We start from the raw sequence: 23328 nt of genomic DNA on the forward strand, positions 1-23328 counted from the left end.
TCGTTCTCTTGTTAAGTGGACGATGTTCTGTTAACGTCCCGAGATGTGACCGAGATACGGATGCGAGTGAACGGCACCGAAGAGAAGCTCGATGTCGAGCCATGGGTCAGCCTGCTCGACGCGCTACGCGAGCGCTTGGGCGTGACGGGCCCGAAGAAGGGCTGCGACCAGGGCGCCTGCGGCGCGTGCACGGTCCTCGCCGACGGCGTGCGGATCAACGCCTGCCTGGCCCTGGCCGTCCAATACGCCGACCGGGAGATCACCACCATCGAGGGCGTGACCCCGCACCCCTTGCAGGAGGCGTTCGTCCGCCACGACGGGCTCCAGTGCGGCTACTGCACCTCGGGTCAGATCTGCTCGGCGATCGCCATGCTCGATGAGTATGCGGCGGGCATGCCGAGCGCGGTCTCCGCAGGCGCCCCGGAGCTCACGGAGGCCGAGATCAGGGAGCGGATGAGCGGCAACCTGTGCCGCTGCGGCGCCTACAACGGCATCGTGGACGCGATCAAGGAAGTGGCCGGATGAGACCGTTCGCGTACGTCAAGGCGCCCGACATCGACGCGGCCGTGCAGGCGGTGGCGGCCGACTCCGGCGCCAAGTTCCTCGGCGGTGGCACCAACCTGGTCGACCTCATGCGTGAGGGCATCGAGCGGCCTCTCACCGTCGTGGACGTCACCGGGCTGCCGCTCGACGAGGTGGCCGAGTTGCCCGGCGGCGGCCTGCGGATCGGCGCGCTGGTGCGCAACAGCACTCTGGCCGCCGACCGCCGGGTCCGCACCCGCTATCCGGTGTTGTCGCAGGCGATCCTGGCCGGCGCCTCGGCCCAGCTGCGCAACATGGCGACCGTGGGCGGCAACCTGCTGCAGCGCACCCGCTGCCCCTACTTCTACGACCAGGCGTCGGCCTGCAACAAGCGCGAGCCCGGCGCCGGCTGTGACGCGGTCGGCGGGTTCAACCGCTCCCACGCGATCCTGGGCGTGAGTGACAGTTGCATCGCCACGCATCCGTCGGACATGTCCGTGGCCCTGCTCGCCCTGGACGCCGTCGTCGAGGCCCGGAGCGTGCGCGGCACGCGCCGGATCCCGCTGGCGGACTTCCACCTGCTGCCCGGCGACACGCCGCAGGTCGAGACCGCGCTCGCGGCCGACGAGCTGATCACGGCCGTCGAGGTGCCGCCGATCGCCGCCCCCTCCCGCTACCGCAAGGTCCGCGACCGGGCGTCGTACGCGTTCGCGCTGGTCTCCGTGGCCGCGGCGATGGAGGTGCGGGACGGGACGATCACGGACGTCCGCCTGGCGCTGGGCGGCGTCGCCCCCAAGCCGTGGCGGGCGCGCGAGGCCGAGCAGGCGCTGCTCGGCGGCCCGGCGACCGAGGAGGCGTTCCGCCGGGCGGCCGACGCCGAGCTGGCGGCCGCGACCCCGCAGCCGGGCAACGCGTTCAAGAGCGGTCTGGCCCGCGCCACGATCACGGCCACGCTGCGCGAGCTGACCAACGGAGGGGAAGCGGCATGACCACGACCGAGATCGAGCGCGCGACCGGCACGAAATACGTCGGCCAGCCGATCGACCGGCTCGACGGCCGGGCCAAGGCCACCGGCGAGGCCCGCTACGCGGCCGAGCACCACTACCCGGACCTCGCCTACGCCGCCCTGGTCCACGCGACGATCGCCCGGGGCCGCATCACCGCCATCGACACCGCGGCCGCCCGCGCCGTGCCCGGCGTGATCGAGGTGCTCACCCACGACAACGCCCCCGCCATGAAGCCCTTCAAGGTCAGCCTCCTGGACCCCCTCGGTGCGATGGCCTCCGGGACGTCGGTCAACTACCTGGCCACCGACGAGGTGCACTGGAACGGCCAGCCGGTGGCCGTCGTGGTCGCCGAGACGCACGAGGCCGCGCGGCACGCGGCGTCCCTGGTGCGGCCCTCGTACGAGGAGCTGCCGGCCGTGGTGGACTTCTCGGCCGAGGAGCCGAACGCCACCCCGCAGAAGCGCAGCATGCTGTTGGAGAGCGAGGCCGACAAGGGTGACGCGAAGGCCGCGCTGGCGGCCGCGGCGGTGTCGGTGGACCTGCGGTTCACCACGCCGCCGCACAACCACAACGCCATCGAGCCACACGCCACCACCGCCGCCTGGAACGGCGACCACCTGACCGTGCACGAGGCCACGCAGGGCATCCCGTGGGTGCGCAAGCAGCTCGCGCTGCGGTTCGGCGTGCCGGAGCGGAACATCCGGGTGCTGGCGCCGTTCGTGGGCGGTGGGTTCGGCGGCAAGGGCCCGATCTGGGCGGGCACGCTGCTCGCCGCGCTGGCCGCGCGGGCGACCGGCCGGCCGGTGCGGCTGGCGCTCACCCGGGCGGGCGTCTACCACACGGTCGGCGGCCGTACCGCCAGCACGCAGCGGGTCGCACTGGGCGCCGACAAGGACGGCACGCTCACCGCCCTGATCCACACCAGTGTGGCCAGGACGGGAAGGGTCGGAGGCTGGCAGGAGCAGATCACCTCGGCCTCCCGGCACCTCTACGCCGCCCCCAACATTCACCTGCGCCAGCACCTCGTCCAGCTCGACCTGCTCCCCAACACCCCTATGCGGGCGCCGGGCGAGTCCATCGGCAGCTTCGCCCTGGAGTCGGCCGTGGACGAGCTGGCCTGGGAGCTCGGCATGGACCCGATCGAGCTGCGCATGCGCAACGAGCCGGAGCGCAACCCGGTGGACGGCAAGCGGTTCGCCCGGCGATTCCTGCGGGAGGCGTACGCGCTGGGGGCCGAGCGGTTCGGCTGGAACGAGCGGGACCCGCGGCCCGGCGCCATGCGGGACGGGCGGTGGCTCGTCGGCATGGGCGTCGCCACCGCGTACCACCCCGCGATGCAGATGCCGGTGGGCGCCGCCGTGCGGCTGTCCGCGGACGGCGGGGTCGTGGTGCGCTGCGCCATCGCCGAGATCGGGGTGGGCGCCGCCACGGTGCAGGCGCAGATCGCCGCCGATGAGCTGGGCGTGCCGCTGGAGGCCGTACGCGTCGAGTCCGGCGACTCCGAGCTGCCGCTGGGCGCCATGGCGGGCGGCTCGACGCAGACCGCGAGCGTGGCGTCGAGCGTGCTGGCCGCCTGCCGCAAGCTCAAGGAGTCCGCGCTCGCACTGGCACGCCGGGCCCCGGACTCGCCGTTGCGCGGCCGGCGGCTGCCCGACCTGGAGGCCCGCGACGGCGGCCTCTTCCACGGGGTGAGCGGCGAGACGTACGCGGCCATCCTGACCCGGGCGGGGCGCGATCACCTGGACGCCGCGATCAAGCCGGGCGCGCTCGGCATGGTGGGGACGCTTCGCGAGATGAGGCGCTGGGTGAAGGCGGCGTGCGGGGCGCAGTTCTGCGAGGTGCGGGTGGACCGGGACACCGGTGAGGTGCGGGTGTCGCGCTGGCTCGGCGTGTTCGACGTCGGCAGGGTGATCAACGCCAAGCTGGTGGCCAGTCAGCTTCGCGGTGGCATCGTGATGGGCATCGGCCTGGCGCTGTCGGAGGAGACGCTGGTCGACCCGCGCACCGGACGGATCGTGAACGCGAGCCTGGGCGAATACCACGTGCCCGTGCACGCCGACATCCCCCGCATCGACGTGCACTGGCTGGACGAGCCGGACCCGACCATGCCGCTCGGACTGGTCGGGGTGGGCGAGGTCGGCATCACAGGGGTCGGCGCGGCCGTCGCGAACGCCGTGCGTCACGCCACCGGCAAGCGGATCGTCGACCTGCCCATCACTCTCGACAAGCTGCTGTGACAGCCGCGGCGGCCGCCTGGCCGGCCGCCCGTGCCGCCGTCGCCGCGCCCGGCGGATTCACCATCGCGGTGACGGTGGCCCCGTCGACCAGCACGAGCAGCTGCTCGGCGAGCAGGTCCGGGTCCACCGCCCCCGCCTCGGAGGCCAGCCCGCGCAGGTGGTCGCGAAGTCGCTGCTTGTGCCGCTGCACCACTTCCCGTACGGCCTCGGACGTGCTGCCCAGCTCCCCGTAGGCGTTGACGAACCCGCACCCGCGGAAGTCGTCCTCCGCGAACCACCGCTCCAGCCACGCGAACACAGCGGCGATCTTGTTCTCGCGCTGCTCGACGTATGACGTGAGCGAGGACATCCACCGCTCGTCCCGCCGCTCCAGATAGGCCACGACCAGCGCCTCCTTGGACGGGAAACACTGGTAGAGCCGCTTGAGCGACACCCCGGACGCGGCGCGCACGTCGTCCATGCCCACCGCCCGCAGGCCGCGCCCGTAGAACAGCTCGCCCGCCGCGACGAGGACCCGCTCCGCGTGTTCCATGCCACCTCACTTGCCTGGAGAACGGTCGTTCTCTAGGCTACCGGAGAACGTACGTTCTCCAGGAGGTTCCATGACTCGCCCACCTGTCCCGCCGTTCACCGAGGAGACCGCCCGCATCAAGGTCCAGGCCGCCGAGGACGCCTGGAACACGCGCGACCCGGACCGCGTCGCGCTGGCGTACACCGAGGACTCCGTCTGGCGCAACCGCGGCGAGTTCCTCAAGGGCCGCGACGAGATCAGGGAGTTCCTGCGCCGCAAATGGGACAGGGAGTTGGACTACGCGCTGCGGAAAGAGCTGTGGGCGGTGCTGGGCGACCGCATCGCGGTCCGCTTCCAGTACGAGTCCCGCGACGCCTCCGGGCAGTGGTGGCGCAGCTACGGCAACGAGCAGTGGGAGTTCGACGAGTCCGGGCTGATGCGGCGCAGGGAGGCGAGCATCAACGACGTGCCCATCGACGAGAGCGAGCGCCGCATCTTCGGCCCGCGCCAGGGGGCTGAAGGGCCGTTGCCGCTCAGGTGAGGTAACGCAGCCAGAGGTACGGCGTCGACAGCGCGACGGTCACGAACGTCACCACGATCCCGTATTTGGTGAACTGCCAGAAGCTGATCGGGGTGCCGTTGCGGGCGGCGATGCCGAGGATCACCACGTTGGCCGCCGCGCCGACGGCCGTGGCGTTGCCGCCCAGGTCGGCGCCGATGGCCAGGGCCCACCAGAACACCTGGGCCCCGTCATTCGCCTGGGCCAGGTCGGCGACGATGGGGCTCATGGTGGCGACGTAGGGGATGTTGTCGATGACCGCCGACAGCCCGGTGGAGGCCCAGAGCAGCAGCATGGTCGTGAGCGCCAGCTGACCCTGGGTGGCCTGCGCCGCCGCCTGCGAGATCTGCCGGATCACCCCGGTCTCCACCAGTGCCCCCACCATCACGAACAACCCGGCGAAGAACACCAGGGTCGGCCACTCGACCTCGCGGATGGCCTGCTCGGTCGTCACCTTGGTGGCCGCCACCAGCGCCCCGGCACCGAGCAGCGCCACGACCGACGGCTCGTAGTGCAGCACCGGATGCAGCACGAACGCCGCCATCACCAGCGTCAGCACCGCCAGCGACTGCCAGAGCAGCCGGCGGTCGGCGATGGCCTCCCGCTCGTTCAACGACATGATCTCCGCAGCCAAGTCCGGGTCGTACGTGAACGACTTCCTGAACAACCACCGGCACAACCCGACGAACACCGCGACCAGCACGATGATCAGCGGCGCCATGTGGATGAGGAAGTCGTTGAAGGTCAGCCCGGCACGGCTGGCGATGATGATGTTCGGCGGGTCGCCGATCAGGGTGGCGGCGCCGCCGATGTTGGACGCCATGGCCTCGGCGATGAGGAACGGCGCCACCGACAGGCTGAGCCGCTCGCACACCAGGAACGTCACCGGCGCGATCAGCAGCACCGTCGTCACGTTGTCCAGGAGCGCCGACGCGGACGCGGTGATCACGATCAGCAACGCCATGAGCCGGAATGGCCTGCCCTTGGCCCGCTTGGCCGCCCAGATGGCGAGGAACTCGAAGACGCCGGTCTGCTTGAGCACACCGACGATGACCATCATGCCGAGCAGCAGGAAGATCACATTCCAGTCGATCCCGCTGGCCTCGTCGAAGAACGCGGCGCCGGCGTCGGTGGCGTGGACCAGCAGCATGATCCCGGCCCCGCCGAGCGCCGCCGCCACCCGGTGCACCTTCTCGGTGGCGATCAACGTGTATGCGGCGAGAAAGGCGGCCACTGCCACCCAGGCCGTAACCGTCAAGGCGTCTCCAGGATCAGCGCGCGGACCGCCGATTCGGACTTTCGGCCCACCTGCCGCCAAATCTATCAAGCATCGTCGCATTCCAGCTTCGACAATCGCTTGCACGATCTCTGGCTCCATGCCCAGGGACGCCGCACTTCAGTTGCAGCAAACGATTGCAACAAAACTGCACAGCCTACGCATTGACTGTCTTCACAATCGGCTGCATAAAGGTGTGAAGCTCGCGAGTTTACGCGCAACACCACATCCAGTGAGGGACCCGTTCATGCCGCGACGGGTTCCGGTTTGCCACTGCGATCGGGCGCGTACACCCCTCGCGAGGGTCGAGCGCGCCCGGTCGCCTTCACGACCGGAGGCTCCACGGTGCGCAGAAGCAGACGATCAGTGCTCGCCGCGCTCGCGGCGGGCGTCGCCGCCGCGACGGCGGCGGCAACGGTGTTGCTGGGGGTGCCCAGCGCGTCCGCCGCCACGCTCTTCGGCGACGACTTCGAGGACGGTGACGCCACGGGCTGGTCGAGGTCCGGCGGCAGCTGGTCGGTGGTGACCGACGGCTCCAGGGCGTACCGGCAGTCCGGCACCAGCGCGGACGCCCGCGCGGTGGCCGGCGCCGGATGGGGCGACCAGGCGGTGCAGGCGCGGGTCAAGCCGATCGCGTTCAACGGCTCGGGCCGGCACGTCGCGGTGCTGGCCAGGGCGCAGAGCACCAGCACCTACTACTTCCTCGGCCTGGGGAGCGCCGGCACGGTCGTCCTCGGCAAGCGGACCGGGGGCGCACCGATCACCCTGGCCACGGCCACGGTGTCCGCCGGCGACTGGTACACCCTCCGCCTCGAGGCATTCGGCACGACGTTACGCGGCTTCGTGAACAACGTGCAGGTCGCCACGGCGACGGACGCCTCGATCGGCTCGGGGCGGGCGGGCCTGGCCGGCTACTACGCCAGTGCCTCGTTCGACGACGTGCTGGTGACGGACATCGGCGGCCCGACCGACCCGCCGACCACCCCGACGTTGCCCCCGCCCGGCACGTGCGACACCTCGGGCACGCCCACCGGGTTCGCCGCCGTCAACGCCTGGGGGCAGAACGGCACCACGGGCGGCGCGGGCGGCCCCACGGTCGAGGTGGACACGGCCGGCGAGCTGATCAGCGCGATCGGCCAGAGCGGGCCGCTGAACATCTGCGTCCGAGGGATGATCACAGTGCCGGCCGGCATGCACAACGTCGCCTCCGACAAGACGATCGTCGGCGTCGGCTCCGGGTCCGGCATCACCGGGGGCGGGTTCAACATCGGGCTGCCCGCGGACGACTCGATCACCTCGCCGCCGGCCGACGCCGTCCACAACGTCATCGTCCGCAACCTGGTCTTCAGGAACGCCACCGACGACTCGATCAATGTCCAGATGTTCAGCCATCACATCTGGATCGACCACAACGACCTGGCCGCCGGCTACGACGGGCTGGTCGACATCAAGCGCGGTTCGTCGTACGTCACCGTCTCGTGGAACCACGTGCACGACCACACCAAGACCATGCTGCTCGGCCACGACGACGACAACGACGCGCAGGACGTGGGCCGGTTGAAGGTCACCTATCACCACAACTGGTTCGACCGGACGCCGCAACGTAACCCGCGGGTGCGGTTCGGGGAGCCGGTGCACGTGTTCAACAACTACTACGTCTACAACACCGACGTCGGAGTGGCCTGCCAGGCGAACGCCGGCTGCCTGGTCGAAGGCAATTACTTCGAGCGGGTCGAAGAGCCCGTGAGCAACTCGTACGCGGGCCCCGCCGGTCGATGCGTCGCGCGCAACAACGTCTTCGTCGACGAGTCCGGCACGCCCGACTGCAGCGGCAGCGTGCAGGAGCCCAGCACTTACTACAGCTACACCCTGGACGATCCGAACACGGTGAAGGCGGCGGTCACCGCCGGCTCCGGGACCGGGAAGATCTGAGGAGGCCGCCATGCTGTTCCGATTCGCCGCGGCCGCCGCGCTGCTCGTCGCCCTCTTCCCGGCGCCGGCGAGCGCCGCGGACGGCCCCATCGGATTCGCCTCCGTGAACGCCCTCGGCCAGAACGGCACCACCGGCGGCGCGGGCGGCACCGAGGTCACCATCACCACGGGCGCCCAACTGCAGGATTACGCCGGCCGGACGGGGGCGTACATTCTCCGCATCCAGGGCCGTATCCAGATCAGCGACATGATCACGGTGGTCGCCAACAAGAGCATCATCGGCGTCGGCGCGACCGCCGAGATCACCGGCGGCGGCCTCCAGCTCGGCTCCACGACCCGCCCCGGCAACAACGTGATCATCCGCAACATCAGGTTCACCAACGCCGAGGATGACTCCATCAGCGTCACCAACAAGGCCCACCACGTGTGGATCGACCACAACGATCTGTCCGCCGGGTACGACGGCCTGCTGGACATCAAACGGGAGTCGGACTACGTCACCGTCTCCTGGAACAAGTTCCACCACCACAGCAAGGCGATGTTGCTCGGCCACTCCGACACCTACACGGCCGACATCGGCAAGCTGCGGGTCACCTACCACCACAACTTCTTCGACGGCACCGACCAGCGCCACCCGCGCGCCCGCTTCGGCGAGCCGGTCCACGTGTTCAACAACTACTACAGGAACAACTCCCTGTACGGCATCGCCTCCACACAGAACGCCGGCGTGCTGGTGGAGGGCAACTACTTCGAGAACGTCGCCCACCCGATCCACGTCGGTTACGCGGAGAGCGATCCGGGCCGGGTGGTCGAACGGCGCAACCTCTACGTCAACTCGGGCGCAGCGGAGACGGCGGGCAGCGTCGTCGAGCCCGGCACCTACTACTCCTACACGCTCGACGACCCGGCGACCGTCCCCGCGAAGGTCCAGGCGGGGGCGGGCGTCGGCAAGATCTAGAACGAAGGCCGAGGGCGGCACGGCGCCGCCCTCGAACCTTTTTCATTGCCTGTTGAATTCTTTCGGGTACGGGCGCATGCTAGTGGGCAGGGGGTCCGTGCACGAAAGGGACGGTCATGATGGCTGAAAGCACAGGTGTCCTGGTGTGTGGCGGCGGCCCGGCGGGCATGATGCTGGGCCTCCTGCTGGCCAGGGCAGGCATTGAGGTCACCGTGCTGGAGAAGCACGGCGACTTCCTGCGCGACTTCCGGGGTGACACCGTGCACCCGTCCACGGTCCGGCTCATGGACGAGCTCGGCCTCGGCGAGGCCTTCCGTGCTCTGCCGCAGAGCCGTCTGACCAGGGTGGCGTTCCCCGTCGCCGACGGGAGCATCGTCACCTTGGGAGACTTCGAGTCGCTGCCGGCGCCGTACAACTACATCGCGATGGTGCCCCAGTGGGACCTGCTCTCCTTCCTCGCCAAGGCGGCCGGCGAGGAGCCCGGCTTCGCCCTGCGCATGAACACGGCGGCGACCGGGCTGCTGAGGGAGCGCGGCAAGGTCGTCGGGGTCAGCTATCGCACGGCGGACGGCCGGGAAGGGGAGATCCGCGCCGAGCTGACGGTCGCGTGCGACGGCAGGCACTCCACGCTGCGGCGGGACGCGGGTCTCGTGCCCAAGGAGTTTCACGTGCCCTTCGACGTCTGGTGGTTCCGCCTGCCCAGGTTCGAGCACGAGGCGGGCGTGCCGGCCGGCATCACGCCGGTCGCGCGGGGGGCGGAGGCGCTGATCGCTCTGACCCGCGAGGACTACTACCAGCTGGCGTACCTCACCGCCAAAGGCTCCGACGCGCGGCTGCGGGCCGAGGGCGTGGAGCGGTTCCGCGAGCGCATCGCCCACCTGCGGCCGGACTTCGCCGACCGGGTGGACCGGCTGGAGAGCATGGACGAGGTCTTCGTGCTCGACGTCAAGCTCAACCGGCTCAAGCGCTGGCACCTCGACGGGCTGCTGCTCATCGGCGACGCCGCGCACGCCATGTCGCCCGCCGGCGGGGTAGGCATCAATCTGGCCGTCCAGGACGCGGTGGCCGCCGCTGCCATCCTGGCCGACCCCCTGCGCCGGCACGCGGTCACTCTCAAGGACCTGGCGGCCGTGCAACGGCGCAGGCACCTCCCGACCGTGATCATTCAGGGTCTGCAGCGGCTGGTGCAACGGGGCTTCTTCGAGGCGCAGTTCACCGGCAAACGGTCCGGGCCGCCGAAGTCCCTCCTCTTCCTCATTCGCGCGTTCCCGGGCTTCCGCAAGATTCCTCCCCGGATGGTCGGCTTCGGACCCCGTCCGGAACATGCACCGGCCTTCGCCCGCAGGTCCGGCTGAGCTGAACGGCTCAGGATCGGTCCTGCTCCCCAGGACGGACGAGGCCGCTCTCGTACGCGAAGACGACCGCCTGGACACGAGTGCGACCCTGGGCCAGCAGCTTCAGCACGTCGGTCTCCCGGTTGGTGAGCGCGTGCTGACTGCCTCGACCAGGTGCTCGGGCGGGGCGACCTTCAGCAGGAAGCCGCTGACTCCGGCGCGTAGCGCGACCAGGTCGAGGGCCTCGACGCCGTCGGCCGCCTCGCCGACGACCTCGATGTCGGGTTCGCCGCTGAGCACCAGCCGCAGGCCCACGCGGATCATCGCCTCGTCGTCGACGAGCGCCATGGAGATGGTCATGCGCTTTTCCTACCGTGTGCGGGGGATGGGGAACCGGGCGCGCACCGCGAACCCACCGTCCGGCTCGACACTGGTGTGCAGGCTTCCCTGCACCATCGCGAGCCGTTCACGCATGCCCACCAGGCCGTGGCCACCGCGCCTCGCCGCCTGCGCCGCCCGCCCGGGCTCGTTGCGTACCTCGAGCGTGACGGCCTGGTCGGTGTAGCCGATGGTGACCGCGGTCGGCACCTCGCCGGCGTGCCGCAAGACGTTCGTCAGGGCTTCCTGGAGCACCCGGTAGGCGGTGAGGTCGAGGACCGGCGGAAGTTGCGGCGGCTCGGCGGGGGAGTCCAGAGTCACCTTCAGACCGGCGGCGCGGACATCCGCGATCAGCTCGCCGACGCGGGCCAGTGACGGCACCGGCGCTGGGTGCTCGCCGTCGACGTGCTCGCGCAGGATGCCCACCAGGCCGCGCATCTCCTCCACCGTCTGCCTCCCGAGCCGCTCCAGCCCGGCCACGACCTCCTGCTCGGCCGGGCGGCCGGCGAGCACCCTGCGCAGGCCGCCCAGCTGGAGGGTCATCACGCTGACCGAGTGCGCGACCGCGTCGTGCACCTCCCGGGCGATGCGCGTACGCTCCTGCGCGACCGCCGCCTGGGCGTTCGCCTCGCGTTCGGCGTCGAGAGCGGCGGCCAGCTCGGCGAGCTCGGCCGCCCGCTCCCCGCTGCGCCGGGCGAGCAGCCCCATGCACCAGCCGGGCAGCAGGATCGCCGGAACGAAGAACAACTCCCACAACGACAGGCCGGCGGCCATCGACGCGCTCGTGAAAGCCACGGCCGCGGCGCCGAACGCCGCCAGCGAGCGCTGGGGTGGCTCACGCCAGCCGGCCCACGCCACCACCCCGATCATGCCGATCATCGCCGCGCCACCGACTCCCGGCGCGTCTAAGACGACCACGGGGATCGGCAGGCAGGCGGCCGCCATGACCGTGCCGGCCAGCGGATGCCAGGCCGCGACCACCACCCCAGCACCCAGCAGGACACCCGACACCCACGTGGCGCCGGCGCTGGCGCCGAAGAAGTCGTCCAGCTGGGTCTCCAGCACGGCCAGGAAACCGATCAGCGGCCCGAACACCAGCGGGATGAGGCGGACGTCCCTCAGCCGGGTCATCGTCATGGAAACCGATGGTAACCAGGCACGCCATCGGCCGACTCCCCCAGATGGCGGACCTCCGCAGGCCAGAGCATCCGCCGTTCAGCGGACCCGGCTCGGCCGTGGTCCATCGAAGCGGGGACCGATCACGGTGCGAAACGACTGACGCGCCCGAGGGGGCCGCGGCGGAGGCGGCGCCGCCCTGATCAGCAGCCCGCTGCTGATGTTCGCCGGCATGATGACCTGCCCGCCCCAGGCCTCGGAGTCGGCTGCCGACTACATCACCTCGCTGGCCCGTGACAGCTTCCTGACGGAGCTGTCGGCGATCCTGCTGCACTACGGCCTGATCGCCGGCGCACTCGGCGCGCTCGCGGTGCCCGGACTGGTCCGCGGCCGCAAGGGCCGCTGGCTCACGGTGTTCGGCGTGCTGGCCACCGCGCTGGGCCTCCTGAACGTGTCCGGTGCGGTACGGGACGACTGGTGGCGGATGGTCACCGGGCAGCAACTCCCTCTCGACGCCATCCCGGTCAGCATGACGTACGTGGTGGGCACCGTCTTCGCCCTGCTGTTCCTGCCCCTTGGGGTGGCCGGCGTGCGCATCTTCCAGCGCGCCCGCGCCGCCGCGTGACCCACCCGCTCCTCTAGGCGCAGGGTTCAGCTGTGCGGCAGTCTTGGGTGAGTGATGTCGTTCAAGGACGAGCAGATCGTGAGGCTGGCCGAGTCCGGATGGGCTCGATGCCCGTCGGTCGCCGAAGCGGTGGCGCAGGCCGGGCTGCCGGCGGTGACGCCGGGCTACCTGGCGACGGCCTTCCCCAGCGAGCTGTGGGACGCCGCTGAGGAGGCGGTGCTCGCGCTGCGCGACCACTTCGCCTCGGCGCGCTTCGCCGACGAGACGACGTACGGAATCCTGCTGGTGCCGGACCCGGGCAAGCTGGACACGCGGCGGCCGATGACCGCCGACGTCAGAGCGGACCAACTCGGCACGCCCGTGGATGACGTGTTCGACGACCGGCTACCCGCGGGAGTCCTCGGCGTGCGGAATGGCGCGCCGTGGACCATGGTGGCCACCGTGACCAGCGTCTACGGGCCCTCCCTGGGCAGTCACCACCACATCGTGGCCGGCCCGGCGGCGGCCTTCACGGTCGCCGGCGTCGACACCAGGGCACTGATGATCCGTCAGCTGTGGGGAGCCAGGGTCCTGCAAGGCGGCCGCGACCTGCCGGACTGCGAATCCAACCCAAGGTGGACGTTCACCCTGTTCCCCGGCGAAGGTCTCACTGATGGCCTGGCCGAGTCCGGCACCGTGCTGAAGGGCAAGGTACGTTTCCGGCTCGGCAAGCCGGACCGCGGCATCGGGTCCGCACGTGTGGCCCCCGCCATCGCCGTCGTCTGACCGAAAACCGTTGGACAACGCGTGCACCTCACGACCATCGTGGGCAGCATGCGTCAGGAGGAGATCTGGGACAGCGAGGCCGCTCAGGGCTATGACACTCCGGGGGCCGGCATGTTCGCGCCCGAAGTCCTGGAGCCGACCGTGGATCGTCTCGCCGAGCTCGCGGGCGACGGACGGGCGCTCGAGTTCGCCATCGGGACCGGCCGCGTGGCCGTGCCGCTCGCCGAGCGAGGAGTGCCGGTAACCGGCATCGAGCTGTCATCTCCGATGATCGACCAGCTGCGCACGAAGGTGGACGAAGCGACCATCCCAGTGATCGCCGGTGACATGGCGACCGCCGTCGCCCCGGGGGAATACTCGCTCGTCTACCTCGTCTTCAACACGATCTCCAACCTGCTCACCCAGGCCGAGCAGGTCGCGTGCTTCCGCAACGCCGCCCGCCATCTCACGCCCGGCGGGCGGTTCGTGATCGAGCTCTGGGTGCCTGAGCTGCGTAAACTCCCGCCGGGACAGCAGGCCACGGTCTGGCATTCCGAGCCCGGCTACATCGGCTTGGACACCTACGACGTTCTGCGGCAGCATGTGGTCTCGCACCACTTCAGGTTCGACGAGAGCCGGCAGGCTCGGCTTTTCCGCAGCCCGCACCGCTACATCTGGCCGGCCGAGCTGGACCTCATGGCTGAGCTGGCCGGGTTCGAGCTGGAGAGCAGGCATGCCGACTGGGCCGGAGCCGAGTTCACCGCCGAGTCGCGGTCCCACGTGTCCGTCTACCGCCTTCCGCCGGACTAGAAGGTCTTACCAGCGCTCCACAAGGTGCTCGCGACCAGGCGGCGGATCATACGGCTCCGGCCAGTAGTCAGTGATCCGGCTGATCAGGCCCTGGCCGGAGAGCTCGAACCACACGCACGCATCCTGGTGCTCGGCGCCGACGCGCGCGTCGACCCACGCCGCCGCATGGCGGCCATCGGCGACGACGCGCCGAACCTGAAGGTGCCAATCGCCGGGATATTCCCTGTTGAACTGGAGGTAGGTCGCCTTCCCGCGGATCCGTTCGCGACTCTGGGGCATCTCATAGACCACGTCCTCGGCCAGCAGGGCGCCGAAGCCTTCCCAATCACGCCGCTCGACGCGCTCAAAGTAGGCGTGCACGGCGCTTCGGGTTCTCGATGTCTCGTCCACGCGCCGGACCCTATAACCGAGCACCGACAGTTGATCTCGCTCGCGAGCGACGATTCTGCCCCATGAGGGCCGTCCTACCCGTGAACGATCGATCGTGTGGACCCTTGCCGGGAGGAACCCTGCCATGACGGCCCCGAAATCACCCCTGAGTCGCCGTACCGGCCTCTGGCCGCTGGTCCACGCCGAGCGCGCGGCCTTGGCGGCCGACCTCGCGGATCTGACCGAAGAGCAGTGGACGACGCCCTCCCTGTGCGAAGGGCTGACGGTGCGCGAGGTACTCGCCCACCTCACCGCCGGGGCGCGCCTCAACGGCGTACGGTGGCTGGCGGGTGTCATCCGCTGCCGGTTCGACTTCGACAAACAGGTGGCCATGCGGTTGGCCGAGCAGCTCGGCACGTCCCCGGCCGACACGCTCGACAGGTTCCGCCAGGTCATCACCAGCACCACCAAGCCGCCCCTGCCGACCATGGCGATGCTGGGCGAGACGATCGTGCACGGCGAGGACATCCGCCGACCGCTGGGCATTCGCCGCGCCCATCCGATCGAGACGCTCACCCTGGTGGCCGGCTACTACAGCCGCTCCGACATGGTCGTCGTCGCCAAGGGCCGCATCCGGGGCCTCCACCTCGTCGCGAACGATGGGCCCTTCAGCACCGGCTCCGGCCCGCTCGTCACCGGCAGCACGCTGGCGCTGACGATGGCGATGACGGGGCGCGCGGCATACTGCGGCGAACTCGACGAGCCCGGCGTCACCACCCTGCGCGACCGCTGCGGAACCCCGTGACCAAGAGCGGTGGGGGTGTTCCAGCGGGAAGCTGCTCTCGGGGCCCGGGGGATCCCTCCTAAGGTGGGGGAATGGTGACGGTCGGGATCGATCTCGCCGCGGAGGCGGTGCGGACCGCGGTGGCCTGGCTCGACTGGGCGGCCGGCCGCGCCCGGCTCGCCCGGGTGGAGGTCGGGGCGGACGACGCGCTGATCGTCGACGCGGTGATGGACGCCGGCAAGGCGGGAATCGACTGCCCGCTCGGCTGGCCGGACCGGTTCGTCGAGTTCGTCACCGCGCACCGCAACGGGCACGTTCGAGTCCCGGAAGGGCTGGTCGGCCGAGCCTGGCGGCGGGATCTGGCGCTGCGGGTCACCGACCAGGTGGTGCACGAGCAGACGGGGCTGACGCCGCTGAGCGTGTCGGCCGACCGCATCGGGCACGCCACCATGCGGTGTGCCGCTGTGCTGGCCGAGCTCGCGCGGCGGGGGCGGCCGGTGGATCGGCGAGGTGCTGGGGTGGTGGTGGAGGTGTATCCGGCGGCTTGCCTGAAGCAGTGGGGGTTGCCGTATCGGGGTTACAAACGCGCCGCCAACCTCGGTGAGCTGGGCCGGTTGGTGGATCGGTTGCTGGAGGTGGCGCCGTGGCTGGATCTGGGCGCGTACGAGTCGCTCTGCCGGGCCTCGGACGACGCCACCGACGCCGTCATCTCCGCGCTGGCCGCCCGCGCATCAGCCCTCGGCCTCGTGACCGTGCCGGCAGCGGAGCAGGCCGAAGCGGCCGGTACGGAGGGCTGGATCGCCCTGCCCACCACACCCCTGAACCGCCTCATGACAGAGGAAAGCGCATGTCGATGGGCAAGCACTGCTGAGCCGGATCCCGGGCGGGCCTGAGTAGGGGGTACTCAGGCCCCGGCCTTCCGGAGCGGGGATAGTTGCGGGCAATCGGCTTGAAAGCGCGCTCCGAAGAATGGCTGACATGACGAATCTCCCTGTGGTGCGCCGAGTCGCACCGGGCCGTTACGGCGCTGTCCTCGTTCTCTCACTGGTGGCACTCGCGGGATGCGGTCTCGTCGGCGGTGGGACAAGGGGCGCTGACACCGCTCCCGCGCCCGTAACCAGCAGCGCGACCGCCGCGCCCAGAGAGAGCGCACCCGCTCAGACCGAGAGCGCGCCCGCAACGGCTGACACCGCGCCGGCCCAGGCCGAGACCGGCCAGAACGACCAGGCCCTGGCGGCGGTCGAGCCGGGAGGCGTCCTGGCCGACGGCAGTACGGTCTCGGCCGAGCTGACCCGCGCGGGGCAGAAGGACACGTTCACCCTGGACTTGGGCGATGCCAAGGAGTTCTACGTCACCGACATGCAGGGTGACGACATCCAGTTACAGGTGTTCTCCGAAGTCGACGGCGAGCCGTTGGGCCCGTCGAGCATCGCGCTGAGCTTCGGCACCTCCATCTTCAAGCTGACCAAGGCAGGCGGGCACCGGCTGGAGGTCTGGGGGAATACGAACGTCATAGGGACGTACAGCTTCCGGGTCGCGACCGTCAAGGTCAGGACGTTTCCCGTGGCGATCGGCCTGAAGGTCGGTGAGGGCAGCCCCGCCGGGGCCGGGCGGCTGGACGTCCCCGGACGGATCGACCGCTTCGAGTTCGAGGCGGACGGAGCCACAGCCATCAAGATCCTCGGGGGCGCGGGGGCATGCACGGCCATCCAGCTGGAACTGTACGACGCCGCCGAGAAGAGCGTCGCCAACGCCCGGCAGCCTATCCCGCTGTGCGGCTACGAACTCGACATCCCGCTCTCGGGCGGAGACGGGCGCTATGCGCTGGTCGTCAAGTCGGGCGAGGCGAAGACCGGGGCGTACTCCTTCCAGATCGCGCGCGCCGGCTGAACGGTCAGGAGCGGCGCAGGCTCCCGCGGTATGCCAGCGAGCCCGCGCCCTCCTGCCGCACGAGGTCTAGAGTCCCGGAACCCTTCAGCGTGAGGGTCATGTCCCCGCCCACGCATTGATCCCGCTGAGCCACGGTCATCTCGAGCACGGTGCCGCTCCTGACCCGGGTCAGCGTGGCCTGCTGCTGGCAGTCGCCGTCCGCCCACGTCCCGGTGCTCTGCCCGCCCGTCAGGGTGATCGTGACCTCGACGCCCTTCTTGCGGTCGTCCTCTGAGACGACCCGTCCCGTCCAGGTCCCGTCGAAGGCTTGGGGGATTCCGCCCGTCCCGGCGGGGGGCGCTGCTGTAGTCGATCCAGAGGCCGGCTTCGGGGACGACGTCGAGGTCGCCCCGGAGGTCGGCTCCCGCACCGTCGTCACCCCGTCGCCGGCGGCCGAGCCGCCGATCGTCCCACTCGCGTACAGCACACCGGCCGTCGCGAGCGCCGCCACGGTGATGGCGATCAACGGCACGGCCGGCCGCATCCTCCGCCGGGTGATCGGTTCGCCGTACGGCGGCGCGGAGGAGGTGTCCTGCCCCGAGATGCCGGCGTCGCCAAGAGCCGGCACCGTCGATCCGTCTGCGGGAAGGGGGACCGGGCGGGGTGCAGGCTCGGTCGGGAGCACGTGGGTCGGGCCCGGGGCGGGCCAGTTCGGCGGGACGTACGCGCTGGGGACCGGTCCGACGTCGGGAACCGTGACGGTAGGGGCCCCGGGGTCGACCAGGCGGATCAGGAGCGACCGAGCAGTGGGGCGGGTCCGGGGATCCTTCGACAGGCAGGCGGCCAGGGTCCCGCGCAGGCTCTGCGGAATGCCCGAAAGGTCGGGTTCCTGGCTGAGAATGCGGTGGAAGACGGCGGCAACGGTGTCGCTGCCGAACGGCGCCCGGCCGGTCGCGGCGTAGACCATGGTCGCGGCCCAGGCGAAGACGTCGGCCGCGGGCGATCCGTGCTCTCCCTTGAGCTGCTCGGGCGCCATGTACGGCGGGGTGCCCGACATCGTCGAGGGCGCCGTGGCGGCGTCGAGGGGCCGGGCGATGCCGAAGTCGACCACCCGTGGTCCGTCCGGACCGAGCAGCACGTTGGCGGGTTTGAAGTCCCGATGAACGACCCCGGCGCCGTGGATGGCCGCGAGGGCGCAGGCCGTGCCGACCGCCAGTCGCTCGAGGTCGCCGTCGCGCAGGGGGCCGCCCGCGCGTACCCGCTCCTGCAGCGACGGGCCCGCCACGAACTCGCTCACGACGTACGGAGCCGGCCGGTCGGGCTCGGCTTCGAGCACGCGGGCCGTGCAGAAGGGGGCCACCCGGCGGGCCGACTCCAGCTCTCTGGCCAGCCGGCGGCGGGTGTCAGGATCGGCGCCCCCTTTGAGGACCTTGATCGCAACCCGCTCGCCGGACGGGCTCCGCCCCTCGTAGACGATCCCCTGCCCGCCCTCGCCCAGGCGTGCGACGACCTGGAACGCTCCGAGTACACGGGGGTCTCCTGGCTCCAGCGGGCCAGCGGGCATGAACTCCTCCACGCACGTTGGGGCGGGCTGCCACCGGCACTCCGTGATTCTCCAGGATCATGCCAGATTGTGGTGACAAGTGGTGAGGTCCTCCCGGCTGTTAGTGCGGGGAGATGTAGATGGTCTTCCACGCGGGGTTGCCGGCGGTGCACTGGATGGACGGTCGGGCCGCCCGGCCTTCGGCGCAGACCTTCAGCTCGACCTGGTACACCCGGTGGTGGGTGAAGGAGAACGTCTTCGGCGTGCGGTAGGCGCAGGTGCGGACGTGGTGTTGCTTCCAGCTCACCTTGTTGCCGGCCGAGTTGACGGTGGCGATACCGAAGACCGCCCACCCGCAGGTGGAGCCGCGGGTCATGTCGGAGACCTGGCCGGAGACGGTCAGCGTGGCGGCGGACGGGATGACCGCGTGGTCCTCGCCGGTCGCGGTGATCTTGCCGAGTGCCTTGGCCCGCTTGGCGCCGGGAGAGTAGTACGGGCCCCAGGTGGCCGGCGCGGCGGTGACCGGCCGCGCCTGCTGGGAACCGGCGTCGGACGTGGCGGCCGTGGCGGAGGCGGCGGGTAACGCGGCCATCGTCAGGAGCGCCGCCGCAGTGAGCCCGATCAGGGCACGTGAGCCGTTGTTCATCGAGGTCTCCTTGCTAGAGGTCTGTCAGGCCGGGGTCAGTGAGCGAGGCTGATGGAGGTCGGAATGCTCCACGGGCCGCAGTCGGAGCCGAAGGTGGTCTTGTCGCAGCCCTGGACGATGAAGACGAACTTGTTGACCTCGTGGCCGTTGGTCGTGGTGCCGACGCCGCCCTGGACGTACGGGGCCATCAGGTACTGGCCGCTCCACGGGGTCAGCCGGCCGACCTGGACCTGGGTGGCGTTGCCGCCGTCCTTGCTCCAGCGGACGTTGAAGTAGTCCCAGTCACGGCCCAGGCCGCTCCACTTGAAGACGATGTTCTGGCCCTTCTGGAAGACGCGGACCAGGGTGCCGCCGCCGAGGTTCGGCGACCAGACGATCTTGCCGTTGCGGAAGCGCTGCCAGGAGCCCTTCTTGTCGGCGTAGCCGAACTCCTTGGTGGTCGGGCAGCCGAACACGCTCGTCTCGCCCCCGTTGGAGCGCCACAGGCCGCCGATGAGGCTGCCTTGGGGGGCCACCAGCGACGGGTCGCACGCGCTACTGGCGGATGCGGCCTGCGGGGCGGCCAGACAGACGGCGGCCGTCGCCACGGCCGCGGCCAGACCGGTGAGTGAACGGGAAGCTGTGCGGCCCATGGGGGGGTGTCCTTTTCACGAGAGGCTTTGTGGGACACCACTTGTGTAAGGCAGGCCACTTTCACCCGGGATTCCGGAACTTGACGGCGGCTTGAGAGCCGCCTGCTCATTCAGCGCTCAACAGGGCGGCCGGTCGTCGGGCACTCTGCCGTTCAACGCAGCCTCCAGCGCGCCGACGGAGGAGAAGAACGCCTCCTCCGTCACCCTGTTCTCCCAGACGCCGCGTGCGCAGCGGCGGAAGATCTCGCTGAACTGGGCATAGTAGGGCGACTTCGGCCGCGGGTGAGCCAGTCCGATGGACTTCCTGGTCTCCGAGGCCAGCGTGGCGAGCTCGGGCAGGCTCGCGCTGGTGATGTCCGTGCCGGTCTGGCGCGCGCACGCGGGCCCACGGCCTGCCTCGTACTTCTCGTACACCTCGGTCAGGACGGGGCTGTATCCGCCGCAGGCGAACAGCCGGGCCTGCACCTCCTGGCTGGTGAGCCGGTCGATCAGCCGCTGCGCCGCGCGCAGCTTGTCCGGCTTGATGTGCTGGGAGACGGCCAGCACCGAGCCGCCGAGCACGCCGCCCTCCGCCGTAGGCGCGCGTACGTCGAACAACAGCCTCAGGTCCGATCCACGCATGCGCGGGTCCGACGCCAGCTGATGGAACGCGATCGGCCAGTTGCGCATGTAGGACACCGGCTGCTCGCCGATCCTGCCCTCCTTGAAGGCCACGACGCTGCGATCCTCGTCCATCTGGAGCGATTCGCGCAGAACGGCGACGCTCTCATCCGTACTGGACAACACGTGCTTGGACGGCTTCAGCGCCTCCCAGGTGTCGTCGCGGTCGTCGTCGAGGGCCACCGTGGTCCTGTCGTCGCCGTCGAGCACCTTTCCGCCGCCAAGCTCGATCATTTCCAGGAAGTTGATCGTGCCCATCTCGTTGTCGTCCAGTTGAAGCAGATAACCGCCGGATTGCCGGTCCAGCCGGCGGTACTCCAGGGGCGCGTCGGCGGCGAACGGAACGCCGTACTGCTCCCCGTCGATCTGCCCGGCCTCCAGCGGGCCGGTCAGGAAGCGGTCTCCCTCATCGCTCAGCTCGATCGGCTGGATGTAACCGTGCCTGGCGAACTCGGTCACCCACGCCACGTCGAGCACGAGCACGTCGTACTCGCAGCTGCCGGCCTGGGCCAGCGCCGCCATCTGGGCGCGCCGCACGTCAGTGCTGCCGGAGATCTCCAGCAGCTTGGCCGGCGGGTCTCCGGCAGGCTTGTCCTTGTTGTTCCACTCGTCGAAGATCTCGCGCCGTACGCTGCCCGTGCTGACGTCGTCGCCCGTGGCGACGACCAGCTCGCCGTCGTGGCCGCCGCATTCTTCCTGAGGCGTCGAGGGCACAGGGGGCGGGCTGAGCGCGGCCGACGGCGGGGCCGGCTGCGGCGGTCCGTCCGCGCCGCTGGACTGCCACAGCAGGAGCAGCAGCATCAGCGCGGCCCCGCAGACGAGCGCCAAGAGGCCGTGCTTCCTCAGCGGCGCGGTCATCGCCACCCCCGTACCGTGATGATGGCCCGGGTGATCGCCTGTTGCGCGCCGGCGCCCGCCGTCACGCACTGGTACGGCTTCCGCGTACCCGGCAACGTGGTCACGGCGCACCGATCCTGCCCGAAGACCACCACGTACAGGCCCGACACAGTGGAAGCGTCCTCGAGCGCCCCGGCGATCACCGTAGCCGCCTGGCCGCCGCCCTCGTTGTCGAACAGCCGGCCGTCGGTCAGCAGCACCACGGGCGCGGGCACCGCCTCGTCGCCCGCGCCGAGCTGGGCGAGGCCGGCCGAGGCGGGGGCATCCCACTTGTCGAACGGAGTGTGCTCGATCTTCGCGGCCACGGTGCCGAGGTGCTCAGGGCCGCTCCTGGGGGCGATGCCGGTCACCTCGGCAGGCCCGTTCCTGCTCTGCGCGTGCAGGCCGAACACCTGGAGACGATCGCGTGGCCCGAGCATTCTGCTGTTGGCGCGCAGCGCCTCGGCGGCCTGGACGCGTACCGGACGGTCCGCCGATCCCGAGGTGTCGACGATCAGTCGCAGGTCGAGCTGCGGGCGCAGCTGGTCCAACAGCCGCTTTTTCACGTCCTTGAGCTCTTCTTCGTCGACCGTGCCCTCGGCGGGCACCGGCGCGTTGGGGTAGAGCGGGTGTTTCCCCAGCCAGGCGCCGAAGTCGTCGACCAGCCTCTCCCGTTCGGCCGAGCGCTGGCCGTGCCAGGTCACCTTGACGTACTGATAGTCGAGCTTGCTCAGGTCGCGATGACGCACCGCGATGAGGTGGGTGCTCGCGCCCGTGCCCGCGCAGCCGTCGACGCGGCCGGCGTTGAAGTCCTCCACGCTGTGTCCCGGCACGAGCAGCGCGATCTTGGGGTCGCCCCGCTGCTGCCGGGACTCGTCGGCGAGCTCGCCGAACTCGCACAACAGCGAGGTGACCGTGTCCGCGCCGAGCCCGTTCTCCACGAGCTCCTGCTCGGCCTGAGCGTAGTCGGCGTCGTCCAGGTTGCGGCCGCCGAACACGTCGCTGGTGCCGATCATCGCGGCCATGGAGGTCTCGGGGAAGGGACGCGCGATCGTCATGCCCATCTTCTTGGTCAAGGTGTCCCAGACCTTGTCGAACGGGTATTGGGCCGGATCGTCCATGTGTTTGCCCAGTTCCTCGCGCCGCTGCTCGGTCATCGCCAGGACGAGCTGATCCTGACCCACGCGTACCTCCGACGCGCTGGCGCCCAGCGACTTGAGCCCGCCCATCCTGAGCTCCTCCACTTCGGCCGGCGAGGTGGCGACCCAGGCGTCGGGCTGCAGGGCGTACAGCCGGGCGTACGGCTGGTCGCGGCGGTCCTCCCGCCACTCCCACCCGTTGGTGAAGGCGTCGGCGAGGTGGACGGGAGGCGGCGCGACCGCCACGGTCCACCGGATCGACGGGCAGCCCTCGATCCGGTTCTCCCGCATGTACTGCTGCGTGCGCGTGGTGAGCTCGGTGACGTTCTCCGGTGCGGTGACCAGCCGGAGCTCGGCCGACGCCGGGCACTGGTCGTCCGCGGTGAGCGCGTGGAACACCAGCCAGCCCCCGGTGGCCAATCCCGCCCCGGCCAACACCAACAGGCCCAACCGGATCTGCTTCGCATACCTCTCGTAGATGCCGCGTAACGCCGGAACGTACAGCAGGGCCGCAGTGGCGATCCCGAAGCCCACGGGCAGCCACAACTGCATGTAGAGGGGCAGCGTGCGGAACAGGTTGATCCACGGCAGGAGCACCACGCCCACGATGGCGGTGGCCAGGGCGCTGATCAGCGCCTCCTTCACCGAGGTGCGAATGTTCGGCTGATTCGTCCTCGGCCCGGGTGCCTTGTTGTGATCGGGATCGCTCATGTGAAGGGCTGCCCCCATGTGATCGGGATCACTTTGAGCTTAATTCCCTTCACAGACGGGTGCGGCTGTTAGCCGATAGGTCCGTATCGT

General features: G+C 70.3%; 23 protein-coding genes. 13 read left to right on the forward strand and 10 right to left on the reverse strand.

Annotation, left to right across the window (positions count from 1 at the left end):
* The first annotated feature begins 60 nt into the window (after nucleotides 1-60).
* Genes OHA25_RS12805 through OHA25_RS12815 form a run of 3 tightly spaced genes read left to right on the forward strand, consistent with a single transcriptional unit; the run spans nucleotide 61 to nucleotide 3766 of the window.
* Nucleotides 61-525, forward strand: coding sequence for a 2Fe-2S iron-sulfur cluster-binding protein (locus tag OHA25_RS12805; protein ID WP_327590971.1), 465 nt, complete (start codon nucleotides 61-63; stop codon nucleotides 523-525).
* Nucleotides 522-1511: an FAD binding domain-containing protein gene (locus OHA25_RS12810; protein WP_327587766.1), complete on the forward strand. Its 990-nt coding sequence runs from the start codon at nucleotides 522-524 to the stop codon at nucleotides 1509-1511. Before OHA25_RS12805 ends, OHA25_RS12810 begins: the two co-directional genes overlap by 4 nt.
* On the forward strand, nucleotides 1508-3766 hold the full coding sequence (locus OHA25_RS12815; protein WP_327587767.1) for a xanthine dehydrogenase family protein molybdopterin-binding subunit: 2259 nt from the start codon (nucleotides 1508-1510) through the stop codon (nucleotides 3764-3766). Before OHA25_RS12810 ends, OHA25_RS12815 begins: the two co-directional genes overlap by 4 nt.
* Here the strand turns inward: OHA25_RS12815 and OHA25_RS12820 are convergent.
* The gene (locus tag OHA25_RS12820) at nucleotides 3744-4298 is read right to left on the reverse strand and encodes a TetR/AcrR family transcriptional regulator (RefSeq protein ID WP_327587768.1); all 555 of its coding nucleotides are present in this window, start codon (nucleotides 4296-4298) and stop codon (nucleotides 3744-3746) included. The genes OHA25_RS12815 and OHA25_RS12820 overlap by 23 nt on opposite strands.
* A gap of 70 nt (nucleotides 4299-4368) precedes the next feature.
* On the opposite strand from OHA25_RS12820, the gene OHA25_RS12825 reads away from it, so the two are divergent.
* Complete coding sequence (locus OHA25_RS12825) at nucleotides 4369-4818, forward strand: nuclear transport factor 2 family protein (protein ID WP_327587769.1); 450 nt, start codon at nucleotides 4369-4371, stop codon at nucleotides 4816-4818.
* Here the strand turns inward: OHA25_RS12825 and OHA25_RS12830 are convergent.
* Nucleotides 4811-6094, reverse strand: coding sequence for an ArsB/NhaD family transporter (locus OHA25_RS12830; protein WP_327587770.1), 1284 nt, complete (start codon nucleotides 6092-6094; stop codon nucleotides 4811-4813). The genes OHA25_RS12825 and OHA25_RS12830 overlap by 8 nt on opposite strands.
* Nucleotides 6095-6478: 384 nt before the next feature.
* On the opposite strand from OHA25_RS12830, the gene OHA25_RS12835 reads away from it, so the two are divergent.
* The 3 genes from OHA25_RS12835 (at nucleotide 6479) to OHA25_RS12845 (ending at nucleotide 10357) form a co-directional block, all read left to right on the forward strand.
* A complete protein-coding gene (locus OHA25_RS12835; protein ID WP_327587771.1) occupies nucleotides 6479-8044 on the forward strand; it encodes a pectate lyase family protein in 1566 nt (521 codons plus the stop codon).
* 10 nt (nucleotides 8045-8054) lie between these two features.
* Nucleotides 8055-9002 (forward strand): pectate lyase family protein, encoded by a 948-nt coding sequence (locus tag OHA25_RS12840; protein ID WP_327587772.1) that lies wholly within the window; start codon nucleotides 8055-8057, stop codon nucleotides 9000-9002.
* 119 nt (nucleotides 9003-9121) lie between these two features.
* Nucleotides 9122-10357 (forward strand): FAD-dependent oxidoreductase, encoded by a 1236-nt coding sequence (locus tag OHA25_RS12845; protein ID WP_327587773.1) that lies wholly within the window; start codon nucleotides 9122-9124, stop codon nucleotides 10355-10357.
* A 102-nt stretch (nucleotides 10358-10459) separates the two neighbouring features.
* Here OHA25_RS12845 and OHA25_RS12850 read toward each other — a convergent pair whose 3' ends face one another.
* Together OHA25_RS12850 and OHA25_RS12855 are read right to left on the reverse strand one after the other, a co-directional pair.
* Nucleotides 10460-10696 carry a hypothetical protein gene (locus tag OHA25_RS12850; protein ID WP_327587774.1) on the reverse strand — a complete coding sequence of 79 codons (237 nt, stop codon included), beginning with the start codon at nucleotides 10694-10696 and terminating at the stop codon, nucleotides 10460-10462.
* A gap of 9 nt (nucleotides 10697-10705) precedes the next feature.
* Entirely contained in the window at nucleotides 10706-11851 is a 1146-nt protein-coding gene (locus tag OHA25_RS12855; RefSeq protein ID WP_327587775.1) for a sensor histidine kinase, read from the reverse strand.
* Nucleotides 11852-12050: 199 nt separating this feature from the next.
* Between OHA25_RS12855 and OHA25_RS12860 the strand changes: the two genes are divergently transcribed.
* From OHA25_RS12860 to OHA25_RS12870, 3 genes are read left to right on the forward strand one after another with little or no spacing between them, the layout of a single operon-like run.
* Nucleotides 12051-12455, forward strand: a complete 405-nt coding sequence (locus tag OHA25_RS12860) for a hypothetical protein (protein ID WP_327587776.1) — start codon at nucleotides 12051-12053, stop codon at nucleotides 12453-12455.
* 51 nt (nucleotides 12456-12506) lie between these two features.
* The gene (locus OHA25_RS12865) at nucleotides 12507-13220 is read left to right on the forward strand and encodes a hypothetical protein (RefSeq protein WP_327587777.1); all 714 of its coding nucleotides are present in this window, start codon (nucleotides 12507-12509) and stop codon (nucleotides 13218-13220) included.
* Between the two features lie 48 nt (nucleotides 13221-13268).
* Nucleotides 13269-14009 carry a class I SAM-dependent DNA methyltransferase gene (locus OHA25_RS12870; protein ID WP_327590972.1) on the forward strand — a complete coding sequence of 247 codons (741 nt, stop codon included), beginning with the start codon at nucleotides 13269-13271 and terminating at the stop codon, nucleotides 14007-14009.
* Nucleotides 14010-14015: 6 nt separating this feature from the next.
* Here the strand turns inward: OHA25_RS12870 and OHA25_RS12875 are convergent, their stop codons facing one another.
* Nucleotides 14016-14399, reverse strand: coding sequence for a nuclear transport factor 2 family protein (locus OHA25_RS12875; RefSeq protein ID WP_327587778.1), 384 nt, complete (start codon nucleotides 14397-14399; stop codon nucleotides 14016-14018).
* 124 nt (nucleotides 14400-14523) lie between these two features.
* Here OHA25_RS12875 and OHA25_RS12880 point away from each other — a divergent pair, with 124 nt between their 5' ends.
* From OHA25_RS12880 to OHA25_RS12890, 3 genes are all read left to right on the forward strand, one after another.
* Nucleotides 14524-15183, forward strand: coding sequence for a maleylpyruvate isomerase family mycothiol-dependent enzyme (locus OHA25_RS12880; RefSeq protein ID WP_327587779.1), 660 nt, complete (start codon nucleotides 14524-14526; stop codon nucleotides 15181-15183).
* Between the two features lie 71 nt (nucleotides 15184-15254).
* Complete coding sequence (locus OHA25_RS12885) at nucleotides 15255-16055, forward strand: DUF429 domain-containing protein (RefSeq protein ID WP_327587780.1); 801 nt, start codon at nucleotides 15255-15257, stop codon at nucleotides 16053-16055.
* Nucleotides 16056-16140: 85 nt separating this feature from the next.
* Complete coding sequence (locus OHA25_RS12890) at nucleotides 16141-17052, forward strand: hypothetical protein (RefSeq protein ID WP_327587781.1); 912 nt, start codon at nucleotides 16141-16143, stop codon at nucleotides 17050-17052.
* A gap of 4 nt (nucleotides 17053-17056) precedes the next feature.
* Here OHA25_RS12890 and OHA25_RS12895 read toward each other — a convergent pair whose 3' ends face one another.
* The 5 genes from OHA25_RS12895 to OHA25_RS12915 all read right to left on the reverse strand — a co-directional run bounded on the left by OHA25_RS12895 (nucleotide 17057) and on the right by OHA25_RS12915 (nucleotide 23238).
* Complete coding sequence (locus OHA25_RS12895; protein ID WP_327587782.1) at nucleotides 17057-18595, reverse strand: serine/threonine protein kinase; 1539 nt, start codon at nucleotides 18593-18595, stop codon at nucleotides 17057-17059.
* A 100-nt stretch (nucleotides 18596-18695) separates the two neighbouring features.
* Entirely contained in the window at nucleotides 18696-19220 is a 525-nt protein-coding gene (locus OHA25_RS12900) for a hypothetical protein (protein ID WP_327587783.1), read from the reverse strand.
* Nucleotides 19221-19255: 35 nt separating this feature from the next.
* Nucleotides 19256-19852, reverse strand: a complete 597-nt coding sequence (locus OHA25_RS12905; protein ID WP_327587784.1) for an LGFP repeat-containing protein — start codon at nucleotides 19850-19852, stop codon at nucleotides 19256-19258.
* Nucleotides 19853-19969: 117 nt separating this feature from the next.
* The gene (locus tag OHA25_RS12910) at nucleotides 19970-21370 is read right to left on the reverse strand and encodes an extracellular solute-binding protein (protein ID WP_327587785.1); all 1401 of its coding nucleotides are present in this window, start codon (nucleotides 21368-21370) and stop codon (nucleotides 19970-19972) included.
* Nucleotides 21367-23238, reverse strand: coding sequence for a hypothetical protein (locus tag OHA25_RS12915; protein WP_327587786.1), 1872 nt, complete (start codon nucleotides 23236-23238; stop codon nucleotides 21367-21369). Before OHA25_RS12915 ends, OHA25_RS12910 begins: the two co-directional genes overlap by 4 nt.
* Between the last annotated feature and the right edge of the window lie 90 nt (nucleotides 23239-23328).

This window comes from Nonomuraea sp. NBC_00507, assembly GCF_036013525.1.
Classification (GTDB): Bacteria; Actinomycetota; Actinomycetes; order Streptosporangiales; family Streptosporangiaceae; genus Nonomuraea.

Coding starts and splice junctions, on each gene's coding strand:
- OHA25_RS12895 (WP_327587782.1), bottom strand. CDS start 18,595: ATGCCCGCTGGCCCGCTGGAGCCAGGAGACCCCCGTGTACTCGGAGCG.
- OHA25_RS12870 (WP_327590972.1), top strand. CDS start 13,269: ATGCGTCAGGAGGAGATCTGGGACAGCGAGGCCGCTCAGGGCTATGAC.
- OHA25_RS12805 (WP_327590971.1), top strand. CDS start 61: ATGCGAGTGAACGGCACCGAAGAGAAGCTCGATGTCGAGCCATGGGTC.
- OHA25_RS12820 (WP_327587768.1), bottom strand. CDS start 4,298: ATGGAACACGCGGAGCGGGTCCTCGTCGCGGCGGGCGAGCTGTTCTAC.
- OHA25_RS12810 (WP_327587766.1), top strand. CDS start 522: ATGAGACCGTTCGCGTACGTCAAGGCGCCCGACATCGACGCGGCCGTG.
- OHA25_RS12825 (WP_327587769.1), top strand. CDS start 4,369: ATGACTCGCCCACCTGTCCCGCCGTTCACCGAGGAGACCGCCCGCATC.
- OHA25_RS12860 (WP_327587776.1), top strand. CDS start 12,051: ATGTTCGCCGGCATGATGACCTGCCCGCCCCAGGCCTCGGAGTCGGCT.
- OHA25_RS12900 (WP_327587783.1), bottom strand. CDS start 19,220: ATGAACAACGGCTCACGTGCCCTGATCGGGCTCACTGCGGCGGCGCTC.
- OHA25_RS12850 (WP_327587774.1), bottom strand. CDS start 10,696: ATGACCATCTCCATGGCGCTCGTCGACGACGAGGCGATGATCCGCGTG.
- OHA25_RS12890 (WP_327587781.1), top strand. CDS start 16,141: ATGACGAATCTCCCTGTGGTGCGCCGAGTCGCACCGGGCCGTTACGGC.
- OHA25_RS12845 (WP_327587773.1), top strand. CDS start 9,122: ATGGCTGAAAGCACAGGTGTCCTGGTGTGTGGCGGCGGCCCGGCGGGC.
- OHA25_RS12885 (WP_327587780.1), top strand. CDS start 15,255: ATGGTGACGGTCGGGATCGATCTCGCCGCGGAGGCGGTGCGGACCGCG.
- OHA25_RS12815 (WP_327587767.1), top strand. CDS start 1,508: ATGACCACGACCGAGATCGAGCGCGCGACCGGCACGAAATACGTCGGC.
- OHA25_RS12915 (WP_327587786.1), bottom strand. CDS start 23,238: ATGAGCGATCCCGATCACAACAAGGCACCCGGGCCGAGGACGAATCAG.
- OHA25_RS12840 (WP_327587772.1), top strand. CDS start 8,055: ATGCTGTTCCGATTCGCCGCGGCCGCCGCGCTGCTCGTCGCCCTCTTC.
- OHA25_RS12910 (WP_327587785.1), bottom strand. CDS start 21,370: ATGACCGCGCCGCTGAGGAAGCACGGCCTCTTGGCGCTCGTCTGCGGG.
- OHA25_RS12880 (WP_327587779.1), top strand. CDS start 14,524: ATGACGGCCCCGAAATCACCCCTGAGTCGCCGTACCGGCCTCTGGCCG.
- OHA25_RS12855 (WP_327587775.1), bottom strand. CDS start 11,851: ATGACGATGACCCGGCTGAGGGACGTCCGCCTCATCCCGCTGGTGTTC.
- OHA25_RS12905 (WP_327587784.1), bottom strand. CDS start 19,852: ATGGGCCGCACAGCTTCCCGTTCACTCACCGGTCTGGCCGCGGCCGTG.